Source organism: Celeribacter persicus, from assembly GCF_003050785.1.
GTDB lineage: Bacteria > Pseudomonadota > Alphaproteobacteria > Rhodobacterales > Rhodobacteraceae > Celeribacter > Celeribacter persicus.
Genome location: NZ_QAOH01000001.1, coordinates 47,413 through 60,142 on the forward strand (window position 1 = coordinate 47,413; position 12,730 = coordinate 60,142).

The 12,730-nt window shown below is 61.7% G+C and carries 15 protein-coding genes; 9 read left to right on the forward strand and 6 right to left on the reverse strand.

The genetic code is table 11. The annotated features are described in order from the left end of the window. The first annotated feature begins 8 nt into the window (after positions 1 to 8). Positions 9 to 1,118, forward strand: a complete 1,110-nt coding sequence (locus tag C8N42_RS00295) for an SPFH domain-containing protein (RefSeq protein WP_107814550.1) — start codon at positions 9 to 11, stop codon at positions 1,116 to 1,118. 27 nt (positions 1,119 to 1,145) lie between these two features. Further along, positions 1,146 to 1,658 carry a hypothetical protein gene (locus C8N42_RS00300; protein WP_146168228.1) on the forward strand — a complete coding sequence of 171 codons (513 nt, stop codon included), beginning with the start codon at positions 1,146 to 1,148 and terminating at the stop codon, positions 1,656 to 1,658. Positions 1,659 to 1,687: 29 nt separating this feature from the next. Here the strand turns inward: C8N42_RS00300 and C8N42_RS00305 are convergent, their stop codons facing one another. Then, positions 1,688 to 1,927 (reverse strand): hypothetical protein, encoded by a 240-nt coding sequence (locus C8N42_RS00305; RefSeq protein ID WP_107814552.1) that lies wholly within the window; start codon positions 1,925 to 1,927, stop codon positions 1,688 to 1,690. A gap of 104 nt (positions 1,928 to 2,031) precedes the next feature. Between C8N42_RS00305 and C8N42_RS00310 the strand changes: the two genes are divergently transcribed. The 7 genes from C8N42_RS00310 (at position 2,032) to tsaD (ending at position 7,292) form a co-directional block, all read left to right on the forward strand. Further along, positions 2,032 to 3,153: a TFIIB-type zinc ribbon-containing protein gene (locus C8N42_RS00310; protein ID WP_107814553.1), complete on the forward strand. Its 1,122-nt coding sequence runs from the start codon at positions 2,032 to 2,034 to the stop codon at positions 3,151 to 3,153. Positions 3,154 to 3,213: 60 nt separating this feature from the next. Further along, on the forward strand, positions 3,214 to 4,143 hold the full coding sequence (locus C8N42_RS00315; protein ID WP_107814554.1) for a carbohydrate kinase family protein: 930 nt from the start codon (positions 3,214 to 3,216) through the stop codon (positions 4,141 to 4,143). Then, on the forward strand, positions 4,140 to 4,580 hold the full coding sequence (dtd, locus tag C8N42_RS00320; RefSeq protein WP_107814555.1) for a D-aminoacyl-tRNA deacylase: 441 nt from the start codon (positions 4,140 to 4,142) through the stop codon (positions 4,578 to 4,580). The genes C8N42_RS00315 and dtd overlap by 4 nt, the downstream gene beginning before the upstream one ends. 75 nt (positions 4,581 to 4,655) lie before the next feature. Then, the gene (gene tsaE, locus C8N42_RS00325) at positions 4,656 to 5,114 is read left to right on the forward strand and encodes a tRNA (adenosine(37)-N6)-threonylcarbamoyltransferase complex ATPase subunit type 1 TsaE (RefSeq protein ID WP_107814556.1); all 459 of its coding nucleotides are present in this window, start codon (positions 4,656 to 4,658) and stop codon (positions 5,112 to 5,114) included. Beyond that, entirely contained in the window at positions 5,111 to 5,713 is a 603-nt protein-coding gene (locus C8N42_RS00330; protein WP_107814557.1) for a hypothetical protein, read from the forward strand. The genes tsaE and C8N42_RS00330 overlap by 4 nt, the downstream gene beginning before the upstream one ends. Then, positions 5,710 to 6,303: an L-threonylcarbamoyladenylate synthase gene (locus C8N42_RS00335; protein ID WP_107814558.1), complete on the forward strand. Its 594-nt coding sequence runs from the start codon at positions 5,710 to 5,712 to the stop codon at positions 6,301 to 6,303. The genes C8N42_RS00330 and C8N42_RS00335 overlap by 4 nt, the downstream gene beginning before the upstream one ends. Beyond that, the gene (gene tsaD, locus C8N42_RS00340) at positions 6,300 to 7,292 is read left to right on the forward strand and encodes a tRNA (adenosine(37)-N6)-threonylcarbamoyltransferase complex transferase subunit TsaD (RefSeq protein ID WP_107814559.1); all 993 of its coding nucleotides are present in this window, start codon (positions 6,300 to 6,302) and stop codon (positions 7,290 to 7,292) included. The genes C8N42_RS00335 and tsaD overlap by 4 nt, the downstream gene beginning before the upstream one ends. Here tsaD and C8N42_RS00345 read toward each other — a convergent pair. The 5 genes from C8N42_RS00345 to C8N42_RS00365 are packed head-to-tail and all read right to left on the reverse strand — an operon-like array spanning position 7,289 to position 12,721. After that, complete coding sequence (locus tag C8N42_RS00345) at positions 7,289 to 8,728, reverse strand: pyridoxal phosphate-dependent decarboxylase family protein (protein WP_107814560.1); 1,440 nt, start codon at positions 8,726 to 8,728, stop codon at positions 7,289 to 7,291. The two genes, tsaD and C8N42_RS00345, sit on opposite strands and share 4 nt — an antisense overlap. 54 nt (positions 8,729 to 8,782) lie before the next feature. After that, positions 8,783 to 9,514 carry a proteasome-type protease gene (locus C8N42_RS00350; protein WP_107814561.1) on the reverse strand — a complete coding sequence of 244 codons (732 nt, stop codon included), beginning with the start codon at positions 9,512 to 9,514 and terminating at the stop codon, positions 8,783 to 8,785. Between the two features lie 15 nt (positions 9,515 to 9,529). Further along, the gene (locus C8N42_RS00355) at positions 9,530 to 10,339 is read right to left on the reverse strand and encodes a transglutaminase family protein (RefSeq protein ID WP_107814562.1); all 810 of its coding nucleotides are present in this window, start codon (positions 10,337 to 10,339) and stop codon (positions 9,530 to 9,532) included. Positions 10,340 to 10,344: 5 nt separating this feature from the next. After that, the gene (locus C8N42_RS00360; RefSeq protein ID WP_107815032.1) at positions 10,345 to 11,286 is read right to left on the reverse strand and encodes an alpha-E domain-containing protein; all 942 of its coding nucleotides are present in this window, start codon (positions 11,284 to 11,286) and stop codon (positions 10,345 to 10,347) included. A 10-nt stretch (positions 11,287 to 11,296) separates the two neighbouring features. After that, positions 11,297 to 12,721: a circularly permuted type 2 ATP-grasp protein gene (locus C8N42_RS00365; RefSeq protein WP_107814563.1), complete on the reverse strand. Its 1,425-nt coding sequence runs from the start codon at positions 12,719 to 12,721 to the stop codon at positions 11,297 to 11,299. Positions 12,722 to 12,730: the final 9 nt, after the last annotated feature.

Sequence of the window (12,730 nt, forward strand, 5' to 3'; positions counted from 1 at the left end):
AGGCCCCCATGGGTATTTTCGATTTTCTCTCCGGCGAATTCATCGACGTCATCCACTGGACGGACGACAGCCGTGACACGATGGTCTGGCGGTTCGAACGAGAAGGGCACGAGATCAAATACGGTGCGAAACTGACCGTACGAGAAGGTCAGGCCGCCGTGTTCGTCCATGAAGGCCAGCTTGCCGATGTCTTCACCCCCGGTCTCTACATGCTTGAGACCAACAACATGCCGATCCTGACGACGCTCCAGCATTGGGATCACGGTTTCAAATCGCCCTTCAAATCCGAGGTGTATTTCGTCAACACCACGCGGTTTGGCGATCTGAAATGGGGGACGAAAAACCCGATTATCTGCCGTGACCCGGAGTTCGGTCCGGTGCGTCTGCGCGCCTATGGCACCTATACCGTGAAGGTCGCCGATCCGGCTCTGTTCCTCACGGAAATCGTCGGCACAGACGGCGAATTCACCATGGACGAGATTTCCTTCCAGATCCGCAACATCATCGTACAGGCGTTTTCGCGCATAGTCGCGGGCTCCGGCATTCCGGTTCTGGACATGGCCGCGAACACTGCCGACCTCGGCAAGCTGGTGGCCACAGAAATCTCCAAAGTGGTCGCGGACTACGGCCTGACCATCCCGGAATTCTACATCGAGAACATCAGCCTGCCCGAAGCGGTCGAGGCGGCGATGGACAAACGCACCTCAATGGGCATTGTCGGCAATCTCGACAATTACATGAAATTCAACGCTGCCGAGGCCATGGGCGCGGAAAACTCCGCCATGGCCGCTTCGATGGGGGCGGGAATGGGCGCGGGCATGGGGATGGCCATGGCTACGCAGGCGGGTCCCTGGGGCGCCCGCCCCGCGAGCGCGGCCCCTGCCACCCAAACCCCGCCGCCTCCGCCCGTCGAACACGTCTGGCATCTGGCCGAGAATGGCGAGACCAAAGGCCCTTATTCCAAGGCAGAGATGGGCCAGATGGCCGCTAGGGGAGCGTTGAAACGCGAGACCTATGTCTGGACCCCCGGTCAGGACGGCTGGCTCAAGGCCGAAGAGGTCACGGAACTGGCGCAGCTTTTCACCATCGCGCCACCGCCCCCGCCGCCGGGCGTGTGAGCCATGGGCAAGGCCCGGAGACAGGGCGTGCAACACCCGGAGGCGGCTCCAGAGCTGCCTCTTTGGTCTGTGCATGACGCCTCACACGATGGCGGCCTTTGCAACGGACCAACCAATCAGGCACATGTCGCGACCGCCTCGAACAAAGCACGGCAATCGCCGCGACCGACACATCTGCGCTATGCCACGGACACTCCTCCAACAGGGAACGACCGCGCCCTCGCCACGCTGGCGCTTCACTTTCTCGGTGTCGGCACTCTGGAACCCGGACGGCTTGCGGAAAGCGCAAGCTGGGACAGGAGTGCTGCGCAGACCACGGTCGGGCGTGATGAGATTTTGCACCAGCTACAGGCGCTGACACCACCGATCAGTCTCGCCGTCACCCAAATCGTCGCACAGGGCAAGACCACCACCGTCTCCGGACGGCTGACGCGGGACGGCCAGCCTCCCGCCCTGTTCTGCCATGTGCTGCGCTTCACCGATCCGGCACAGGGCCAGATCGCACAGGTGGTCAGCTTCGAACAGGAGGAGAGGACATGACACAGGTCCGTCTCGTTCCCCTGTGCGCCTCAACGGCTAAGGCTGTCCCTGACATACTCGCGCCAGTCGTTGAGATTGAATATCAGGGAGTTGACCACCCGCCGAAACGAAGAAAGATCGGGAGACAGGCCAACAAGCCATTGCCCGGAGGCGCATTGATCGTTGCGCGCAATCTCTTCCGCGGTTTTCTCAAGCATTCCCTTGTCGATACAATCGGCCAAACCTCTCGTCCAATCCACATGGGCACAGATCGCATCACGAATCTGCACATCCGCTTTCGTTTCCGTAACCGTCCTATTCCGCTCTCCGCCGCCATGTGCATTCACGCTCACGATGACACGACACCTTTAATATCCGGTTAAATCTGAAAAATATGGACCCCCAAAGCGTCACCGCCACCGAAGAACACCGCTTCCCCTGCCATACCTGCGGGGCCGATCTGCGTTTCGATCCGGACACGCACATGCTGGTCTGCGACCATTGCGGCGCCCGGGAGGAGATCGACAGCGGCGGTGCGCCAAAGCCCCGCGAGCTCGATTTCCATATGGCGGTGTCCGGTGGGCTGTCTTCGCATGGCGATCTGATTGACGCGGATCAGACCGAGGAGTTTCGCACCTCCACCTGTCCCAATTGCGGCGCTGTTCTGCATTTTGACGACACGGTCCATGCCACCGAATGCCCCTATTGCGCGACCCCCGTGGTCACCGACACCGGCAACCGTCGCCAGATCAAACCCCAGGGCGTCCTGCCCTTTGCCGTGACCGAAGCCGAGGCGCAGGGGGCACTGAAACACTGGCTCGGCTCGCTCTGGTTCGCGCCCAACGCGCTCAAGAAATACGCCCGCAAGGGGCGTCGTCTGAATGGCGTCTACATGCCCTACTGGACCTTCGACGCCCAGACCCAGAGCAGCTATTCCGGCGAACGCGGCACGGATTACCATGAAAGCGTGATGGTCAACGGCAAACGTCAGACGCGTCGTCGGACCCGCTGGCGTCATGTTTCGGGCCAGGTGAGGCGGTTCTTCGACGACGTGCTGGTCGTGGCCTCGACCGCGCTGCCGCTGCAATATGTGCGGGGCCTCGCCCCTTGGGACCTTTCGGGGCTCGAACCCTACCTGCCCGATTATCTCGCGGGCTACACCTCCGAAGCTTACACCTTCACCTTGGAGGAGGGCTTTCGGGACGCGCAGGACCAGATGGCCCGCGTCATCACCCGCGACATCAAGTTCGACATCGGCGGCGACCGTCAGCGCATTCACAATGTCGACACGCGCTATTCCGATGTGACCTATAAACATATCCTGCTGCCGGTCTGGTTCGCCGCCTACAAATTCCGGGGCAAGACCTATCGTTTTGTCGTCAACGGCCGCACCGGGCAAGTGCAGGGCGAGCGGCCCTATTCAGCATGGAAAATCGCTTTCGCCGTCGTGCTCGGCCTGATCGCTGCCGGGGTCGTCGGTTACTTCTACGCACTGCAAAATCAGGGCGGTTATTGAGGCTGTTTTTCCTGTGTCGATAGCGCTATCAATTCGAGAGTTACATCGGAGGAGAAAGCCATGATCCTTTGTGCGGGCGAAGCCCTGATCGACATGTTGCCACGCCAGTCCACCCAAGGCGAGGACGCCTATGCGCCTTATGCGGGTGGGGCCGTGTTCAACACGGCCATCGCGCTCGGGCGACTGGGGGCGGATGTGAGTTTCTTCTCCGGCTTCTCAAGCGATTTTTTCGGCGATCTGCTCAAGGACAAGCTCGCGGAAAGCCATGTGGACACGCAACTCGCCGTCACCACGGATCGTCCCTGCACGGTGGCCTTCGTCAAGCTGGTTGATGGCCACGCGACTTATGCGTTCTACGACGAAAACACCGCCGGGCGGATGCTGACCGAGACCGATTTGCCAGCGCTCCCGGACACGGTGGAGGCGGTGTTCTGCGGCGGCATCTCCCTGCCGGTCGAGCCCTGTGGCGCGGCCTATGAGACGCTCTTCGTGCAGGCTTCCGAACGCTGTGTCACCATGATGGATCCGAACATTCGTCCCGGATTTATCCGCGATGAAGCGCGTTATCGTGCACGAATCGAACATATGCTGGCGCATGCCGATATCGTGAAACTGTCCGACGAGGACCTTCTCTGGCTGATGGGCGACGGCGAGATCGACGCCCATATCGCCGCTCTACTGGACAAGGGTGTCAAGATCGTCTGCCTCACCATGGGGGCCGAGGGCGTCAAGGGCGTGACCAGACATGGCACCACCTTCGTGCCCTCGCAAAAGGTCACGGTCGTGGACACCGTCGGCGCGGGCGACACGTTCAACGGCGGTTTCCTCGCCGGGCTGCAACGGGCGGGCAAGCTGACGAAAGCGGCCATCGCCGATCTCGATGAAGACAGCCTGCGCGCGGCCCTCAGCCTCGGAGCCCAAGCCGCCGCCGTCACGGTCAGCCGGGCGGGCGCGAACCCGCCCTGGTCACATGAATTGGAGGGAAAATGAGAGCCCTTATCCAACGCATTTCCGAGGCCGCCGTGCGCGTCGACGGCGAGGTCGTGGGCCAAAGCGGCCCCGGTCTTCTGGTGCTCGTCTGCGCCATGCGCGAGGACACAGAGACGCAGGCCGCGAAACTCGCCGCCAAGATCGCCAAGATGCGGATTTTTCGGGATGAGGCGGGCAAGATGAACCTGTCCGTGCGCGACATCGGCGGCACAGCGTTGGTGGTCAGCCAGTTCACGCTCGCCGCAGAGACCAAAGGCAACCGTCCCGGCTTTTCCACCGCCGCAGCCCCCGAGATTGGCAAAGCGCTGTACGAAAGCTTCACGCAACGCCTGATCGACGAAGGTGTGCCTTGTGAGACCGGAATTTTCGGGGCGGATATGAAAGTCTCGCTGATCAATGACGGGCCGGTGACGATCTGGCTCGACACGGAAACGTAACCGTGCCTCCGCAAGCCCCCATGGACCTTTCGCCCGCTTTGTCCTAAAGCGCTCTCAACTTGTGAGAGGTCGACCGTGACGGAAAAACACATCACCATCGCAAACGAGGCGGATACGGCGCGGATTGCTTCCGCGCTGGCCGATCATCTGCGCCCCGGCGATGTGATCCTGCTCGATGGCGCCCTGGCGGCGGGCAAGACGTTTTTCACCCGTGCTCTGGTGCGCGCGCTCGGCTCCGACGAGGCGGTGACCAGCCCGACCTATACCATCGCCAACATCTACGAGACCCCGCGCGGGCCGGTGTTGCATGTCGATGCTTACCGGCTCAAGGGCGCGCAGGAATTCTATCACCTCGGTCTCGAAGACTATTTCGACAGCGGTATTTCAGTGATCGAATGGGGCGAACGGATCGGTGACTTTTTCGATGCGCCGCTCTCGATCCGGATCGGATTTGGCGAGACAGACAGCGCCCGTGTTCTGACTCTGACGGCTTCGAACCCGCGCTGGACCCCGGTTCTGGAGGCGCTGACATGACACTCACGCTTTTGATTCAGGCCTCGAACGGCGTGCCCTCTTTGGCGCTCGGGCGCGGGGATGAAATTGTTTTTGATAGCGCCGCAGAAGAGACTCTGAGCGGTTCGCGCGATTACCGGCTGATGTTGGAAACCGGGCTTGCAGCCATTGGCAGCGATCTCTCCGAAATCACGCTCATCGCCTGCGACATCGGGCCCGGGGGCCTCGGCGTCACCCGCACCGCAGCCGCCTTTGCCAACGGTCTGAGCTTTGCCCGCAGCATCCCGGTTCTGCCCCTCCCCGCGTTCGAGTTGCTCGGTGCCGAAGTGGCGCGGGACAAACCGATCGCGATACTGCGCCGCGCGGCCCGTCCGCATGTGCATTTCGGCATTTATGCCGATGGAAAACTTGCACTTTACGAACACTGTACCGAGCAAAATGCGCTGGATCAGCTCTCCGACATGGAGGATTACGATCTTGCCGGCAACATCGAGGTGGCAGGGCATATAGCCCCCGTGACCAACAAGGCGACGATGGAAACCATGTTGCGGCTGGCTCTGAGCGCCCCCACACCCGGTCCTGAATCGCGGGCCTGGCCGATTGTGGAGGTGCTGGAATGATCCCGTCAGCCGAAGATATTGCCGAGGTATTGGGACAGGGCGGCGTGGTGCTTTTGCCGACGGATACCGTTCTCGGTCTTGCCGCCTCCCCCGCCTTTCCTGAGGCGGTCGACAAGATTTATGCACTCAAGAAACGGCCCCGGCAAAAGAATCTGCCGATCATGGTCGCCGATGCGGACCAGATTTTCGAACTCGGCGGCGATGTCTCCTTTGAGGCCGCGAAACTACTGGCGAGCCGCTATGTCCCCGGCGCGCTGACACTGGTCCTGCCAGTCGATGCCCAACGCGCGCCCGACTGGCTCGACGGGCGCAAGGAAATCGCGGTGCGCATTCCGGACAACGATCTGCTTCTGAACGTCTTGCGTCTGGCCGGACCACTGATGGTCACCTCTGCCAACCGCTCCGGCGCGGACACGCCCGCAACCACCGAGGATGCGCTCATGCAACTCCATGGCTCACCTGATCTGGTGGTGCCGGGCAAGGGCCTAGCCCCCACCCCCTCGACCATCGTCAATTGCACCGTCACCCCGGTCGAGATCGAACGCCATGGCATCGTCTCCCCCGTGCAAATCGCGGAGGCGTTGGCATGAGCGGGCTGATCCTCGGCATAGAGACCTCTTGCGACGACACCTCCGTGGCGCTGGTGGACCGGACCGGCCATGTGGCCGCGATCCGCACCGTGTCGCAATTCGAAATTCACGAGGCCTTCGGTGGGGTTTATCCGGAACTTGCCTCCCGCGCCCATTTGGAAGCCATCCTCCCGACAGTGGAGGGCGTGATGGCCGAGGCCTCCGTCACACCGTCCGATCTGACCGCCATCGGGGTGACACGCGGGCCGGGGCTGATCGGGTCACTTCTGGTGGGCCTTGCGACAGCGGAGGCGCTCTCAATGGGCTGGAATGTCCCCGCCTATGGCGTCAACCACCTGCGCGGGCATATCCGCTCGGTCGAACTGGAAAGCGGGCGCACGGAGTTCCCCGCCGTGATCATGCTGGTGTCCGGCGGGCACACGCTGATCGCCGAATTGAAGGACGCGTGGTCCTATCGCTTGCTTGGCACGACGCGCGACGACTCGGTGGGCGAAAGCTATGACAAGGTGGCGCGGATGCTGTCGCTCGGTATGCCCGGCGGCCCGGCAATCGACCGCGCAGCCAAACTCGGCACACCGGTCCTCCGCCTGCCACGCCCGATGAAGAACGAGGGCTACGAGTTCTCCTTTTCCGGGCTGAAATCCTCGGTCGCACGCCATATCGAGCAGCACCCTGAGGTGTCCATCGAGGATATGTCCGCATCCTTCGTGGCCGCCTGTGTCGATGTGCTCACCGCGAAGGCCGACCGTGCACTTGATGAGTGCAAACCGCGTTCTCTGGTGATCGTCGGCGGGGTCGCCGCCTCGCCGCAAATCCGCGACGCCATGACCGAGGTGGCCAATAAATATGGTGTAGAGCTTTGCCTGCCGCCAATGAAATGGGCGACGGACAATGCTGCGATGATCGCCATGGCAACATGGGATTACGTCGAGCGCGGCCTGCAACCCGATCTCATGCCGAAACCCAATCTCAGCCTTGAGACGCCTTAAAGCACCCCCGACAGCTTGAGTGCATCGCGCGCCTCGACCACAGCTTTGAGGGCCTCTGTCAGGTCGTGATCGCGGGTGCGGTGGTTGACAAAGGCCGCGCGCAGGCAGGTGATGCCTTTCACCTTTGTCGTCGAGAACACCGCCTTTCCAGAGAGTTGAAGTTCATGGCTGATCCGCGTGTTGAGCGCGCTTTGCTCCTCGGGCGACAGGCTCTCCGCTGCGGTGAAAACACAGATGTTCGACACCACCGCTGCCATGAGGCACAGCCCCGGCGTATCTTCGATCAGCGCTCCCATGCGGGCGGCCTGTCGGCAGTTCATGGTGATCGCCGCACCGAGACGCACCTCACCGAGGCTTTCCACCGCCATCCAGACCTTGAGCGCCCGGTTGCCCCGCGACAGGTCCACGCCATAGTCGCAAAACCACGGTTCGGCCCCGGCGAGACCGGCACTTTGCCCTTCGAGATAGGCAGGGCGTGCGGCGAAAGCGGCGCGTTGGTCGACCTCTTCGCGAATGAGTGCAAGGCCGCAATCATAGGGCACGGACAACCATTTGTGAAAATCGCAGGCGAGACTGTCGGCGCGCTCGATCCCGTCGGAAAGATGCCGCCAGGGCGCGTCGGCCAGCCGCGTCCAGGCTCCGAAAGCGCCATCGACATGGAACCAAAGGCCTTCCGCCTGGGCGATCTGCGCCAGCGTTTCGAGATCGTCGAAGCGGCCCATATCCACGGAGCCCGCCGTGCCGATCACCGCAAACGGGCGCAGGCTCTCGGCCTTGTCGCGGGCAATCGCGGCGCGCAACACGTTCATATCCATGCCCGTGTCGCTTTCCGGAATGCGACGCAATGCTCTGGAGCCAAGCCCCAGAAGCTCCATCGCCTTCGCCGAAGAGCTGTGCACCCCTGCCCCTGCATAGGCCACCAAAGGGGCTCCCTGTACGCCCTCCGCACGGGAGGACGCACCCAAAGCACGGGTGCGGGCGGACATGAGCGCCACCACCGTGGCCTGCGACGTCCCTGTGACCAAAACGCCAGAGGCCGTGTCGGGAAAGCCGATCACCCGCCGCGCCCAGTCGATCACCGCGCGCTCGACATAGGTGGCCGCATGATCGCGCCCACCGGCGTTCGAGTTCATCGTGGTGGCGACAATCTCGGACAACAGCCCCTGCGCCAGCCCGGTGCCATGCACCCAGCCCCAGAAGCGCGGATGGGTGTTGCCGGTGTGATATGGCAGGATTTCGCGGGCAATGCGCCGACTGGCGGCAATTTCACCATGGCCTTCGCCCGACAAAGCCAGATGCGGAATGGCCTCTCGCGACATCAATTGCCATGGGTAATCGCGCGCATCACGCAGCCGGTCGATGCACAGGTCCAGAAGCCCATGCGCTTCGGCGCGAAACGCCTCCCAATCCTCGGGGTCCAATCCGTCCCTGTCCATCGCGCGCCTCCTCTTCTGCCGACTGCATAAAGCGCCGGCGAAGGCGGCTCAAGCTCAGAAGGTAAAGCTCGGCAGGCTGTCCATGGCGGATTTCAGCGCCTCGCCCCAGCTTGTCGATATTTCGTGATAATAGGGATCATCGGCCTCGATGCGGCGCTGATAGGCAATCTTGTAGGTATCCTTTTCGATCACCTGAAGATCGAAGGGTAGCCCCACGGAGAGGTTCGCCTTCACCGTGCTGTCGAAAGACACAAGCATGAGCTTCACCGCATCCTCGAACGACATTTCCGGGTCATAGGCGCGCACGAGGATCGGTTTGCCGTATTTCGTCTCGCCGATCTGGAAGAACGGGGTTTCCTTGCCCGCCTCGATGAAATTGCCTTCCGGGTAGATCAGGAACAGCCGTGGCGGCGAGCCCTTGATCTGACCGCCCAAAAGAACGGTGGCGTTGAAGGTGCTGTCGGCGCGCTGGCCCTCATTGGCGTTGGCCGCGATCACATCCTTGAGCGTGCCGGCAACCAGACGGGCGACCTGAAACATTGAGGGGGCGGTCAGAAGATCCGGCTCCCGCTCGCCCGGCGCCTTGGTGCGTTCGTCCAGGATAGAGACCAGCGCCTGCGTCGTCGCCAGATTGCCCGCCGTCATCACCGTCAGAACCCGCTCGCCCGGCACTTCCCATGTGAACATCTTCTTGAAGGTCGAAATATTGTCGACACCGGCATTCGTCCGTGTGTCGGACATCATCACGAGGCCCGCCTCAAGCATCATTCCCACGCAATAGGTCATCGGACCGGTTCGCCTTTATTGTTGCTCTTGTTGTTGCGACACTTCGATCTCGACGGAGAGTGTCTCCCCCGCGCCGCCGTATCGCGTTCCTGTTACAGGAGCGGCCTCCTTGTAGTCCAGCCCCGTTGCGACGCGCACATAGCGTTGATCGGGACAAATCTCATTGGAGACGTCGAAACCGACCCAACCGAGCCCCGGCACATGCGCCTCCGCCCAGGCGTGGGTCGCATCCTGAAGCGTGCGGTCATCCATCATCAGATAGCCCGAGACATAGCGCGCAGGCAGACCCATTTCGCGCGCGCAGGCAATGAAGACATGGGCATGGTCCTGACAGACGCCCTTGCCCTCGGCGATGGCCTCCTCGGCGCTCCATTCCGGGTGCGAAGCGCCGATCTCATATGTGATCGCCTCGCCCACCAGACGCGACAGCGCGTGCAAGCGCTCCAGATCGCTTTCGCCCTCGACCTTTTTGACCAAAGCGCGCACACCCGGCCCCGGTTTGGTCAGCGGCGTCACGGTTTCGAACAGCCAGAGCGGCGAGGGCCCGGTGTGCGGTCCGACAACGCCGTGGTTCTCGGCGATCTCCACCTCTCCCTCGCAGGACACGGTCAACTCGCGGGTTTCGCGCTCAAAGGACAGAAGCTCCACGAGATTGTTCATATGATCGTGGTAGCTCAATTCTTTCTTGCCACCCTGCACAGAGGTCTCCCAGCGGATCACCTCCTGCCCGTGACCGGTTTTCGGCGTCTTGCGCAGCTGTTGCAGCCCGTAAGTCACCGGGTTCTCGAAGGCATAGCGGGTGGTGTGGCGAATGATCAGGCGCATCGGGCTCACTCGTAGAAACGGAAATCTTTTTCGATCTGGCCACCAAGCTGGCCAAAGGAGATCAAAACCGACTGGATATATTCATGCAGCCCGGATTCGAACACGGCGTCGATGTCATGATGCGCGAACCGGTCCACCAGCGACTGCGCCATATGGAAAGACGGTGTTTCCTCGCCGTAATCCGACACCAGATAGCGCAAGTTGTCATGGATTTTCGAGGCGCAGAAATTCAGCGAGCGCGGCATGCGGCGATCAAGGATCAGGAATTGCGCAATGTCGCGGGCGTTGACCTGCGAGCCATAGGCCATGCGGAAACCACCGCGGGCGGAGACCGACCGCAGGATGGTTTCCCAATGCACATTGTCGAGCGAGGAGCCGACCGAAAGCGCGGAGGGCAAAAGCACGTAATATTTCACATCGAGAATGCGCGCCGTGTTGTCGCCACGTTCGAGAAAGGTGCCGATGCGGGCGAAATCGTAGATGTCGTTTCTGAGCATCGTGCCATGGGTCGCGCCGCGCACCAAAGCCGTGCGTTGCCGGATCAGGCCCAGAACCTTGGGCAGGTCGCGCTCCGACACCTTGCGCGCCAGAATGTCGCGGGCTGCCATGTAACAGCCGTTCATCGCCTCCCAGACCTCGTGGGTGAGCGCGGTGCGCACCATCCGGGCGTTCTGACGCGCCTCCGAGATCGTGGAGAGCACCGAGGACGGGTTATCCTTCGCGCGCAGCATCCAGTCGATTGCCGCCTCTTTCGTCACTTCGTCATGGCCCGCCCTGAACGCGTCCAATACAGAGGCCGATTGCATCACGGAGGCCCATTCGTCATCGTCCTGCCCCAGACGGGTCAGACCGATCCGCTGGCCAGTCTCCACGAGGCGCGAGGTGTTTTCGGCCCGCTCCAGATAGCGGTACATCCAATAGAGGCCGTTTGCGGTCTTGCCGAGCATTGCCATCGCGTCAGTCCTCCAATACCCATGTGTCCTTGGTGCCGCCGCCCTGAGACGAGTTCACCACGAGCGAGCCCTTTTTCAGCGCCACACGAGTGAGACCGCCCGGCGTGATGTTGATGCCTTCGGGGCTACAGAGGACAAAGGGCCGAAGATCGACGTGGCGCGGCGCAAGGCCCGCCTTGGTGAAGATCGGCACGGTGGAGAGCGAAAGCGTCGGCTGGGCGATGTAATTGCCCGGCTTGTTCATCAGTTTCTTGCGGAATTCGGCGATTTCCTTTTTCGAGGAGGTCGGCCCGATCAGCATACCGTAGCCGCCCGAACCATGCACTTCCTTGACCACAAGCTCAGACAGGTGATCGAGCACATAGGCAAGGCTGTCCGGGTCCGAACAACGCCATGTCGGCACGTTCTCCAAGATCGCCTTCTCACCGGTGTAGAACTCGACGATATCGGGCATGTAGCTGTAGATCGCCTTGTCATCGGCAATTCCCGTCCCCGGCGCGTTGGCGATGGTGATGCCGCCGGAACGATATACGTCCATGATGCCGGGAATGCCCAGCGCGCTTTCCGGGTTGAAATTGAGCGGATCGAGGAAATCGTCATCGACCCGGCGGTAAAGCACGTCGATCGGCTGATACCCTTGGGTCGTGCGCATGGCGACACGACCGTCCACCACCCGAAGATCGTGACCTTCGACCAGTTCCACCCCCATCTGATCGGCAAGGAACGCGTGTTCGAAATAGGCCGAGTTGTAAATCCCCGGCGTTAGCACCGCCACAGTGGGCACGCCTTCGCAACGGTTCGGAGCACAGGCCGCCAGAGACCGCCGCAGATCGGCGGGGTAATTCTGCACCGGCTGCACACGGTTGCGAGCGAAAAGCTCCGGGAACATCTGAAGCATCGTCTCGCGGTTCTCCAGCATGTAGGAGACCCCCGAGGGCGTACGCGCATTGTCTTCGAGCACGTAGAATTGATCCGGCCCGGTGCGCACAAGGTCGATGCCGACGATATGGGTGTAAATCCCGCCCGGCGGCATCATCCCGATCATCTGCGGCAAAAACGCCTCGTTGCGCGCGATCATATCCTGCGGCAGACGTCCGGCCTTGATGATCTCCTGACGGTTGTAAATGTCGTAAAGAAAGGCGTTGATCGCCCGCACCCGCTGCTCGATCCCCTTGCACAGCTTTTGCCATTCACGCCCCGAAATGATCCGGGGAATGATGTCGAAAGGGATGAGACGTTCCTCGGCTTCGGCCCGGCCGTAAACGTTGAAGGTGATGCCCGTAAGGCGGAAAACCTCTTCCGCCTCGCGTTGTTTTGCCCGCAGCCGCTTCAGGTCTTCGTCCTGAAACCAGCCCTGAAATTCCGTGTAAGGTGTGCGCAACGTCTCGTCGCGCCCCCACATCTCATCGAAAATTTTGTCCTCACTCATGGATCAAAT

Coding starts and splice junctions, on each gene's coding strand:
- C8N42_RS00295 (WP_107814550.1), top strand. CDS start 9: ATGGGTATTTTCGATTTTCTCTCCGGCGAATTCATCGACGTCATCCAC.
- C8N42_RS00310 (WP_107814553.1), top strand. CDS start 2,032: ATGGACCCCCAAAGCGTCACCGCCACCGAAGAACACCGCTTCCCCTGC.
- C8N42_RS00315 (WP_107814554.1), top strand. CDS start 3,214: ATGATCCTTTGTGCGGGCGAAGCCCTGATCGACATGTTGCCACGCCAG.
- dtd (WP_107814555.1), top strand. CDS start 4,140: ATGAGAGCCCTTATCCAACGCATTTCCGAGGCCGCCGTGCGCGTCGAC.
- C8N42_RS00330 (WP_107814557.1), top strand. CDS start 5,111: ATGACACTCACGCTTTTGATTCAGGCCTCGAACGGCGTGCCCTCTTTG.
- C8N42_RS00335 (WP_107814558.1), top strand. CDS start 5,710: ATGATCCCGTCAGCCGAAGATATTGCCGAGGTATTGGGACAGGGCGGC.
- tsaD (WP_107814559.1), top strand. CDS start 6,300: ATGAGCGGGCTGATCCTCGGCATAGAGACCTCTTGCGACGACACCTCC.
- C8N42_RS00345 (WP_107814560.1), bottom strand. CDS start 8,728: ATGGACAGGGACGGATTGGACCCCGAGGATTGGGAGGCGTTTCGCGCC.
- C8N42_RS00350 (WP_107814561.1), bottom strand. CDS start 9,514: ATGACCTATTGCGTGGGAATGATGCTTGAGGCGGGCCTCGTGATGATG.
- C8N42_RS00355 (WP_107814562.1), bottom strand. CDS start 10,339: ATGCGCCTGATCATTCGCCACACCACCCGCTATGCCTTCGAGAACCCG.
- C8N42_RS00360 (WP_107815032.1), bottom strand. CDS start 11,286: ATGCTCGGCAAGACCGCAAACGGCCTCTATTGGATGTACCGCTATCTG.
- C8N42_RS00365 (WP_107814563.1), bottom strand. CDS start 12,721: ATGAGTGAGGACAAAATTTTCGATGAGATGTGGGGGCGCGACGAGACG.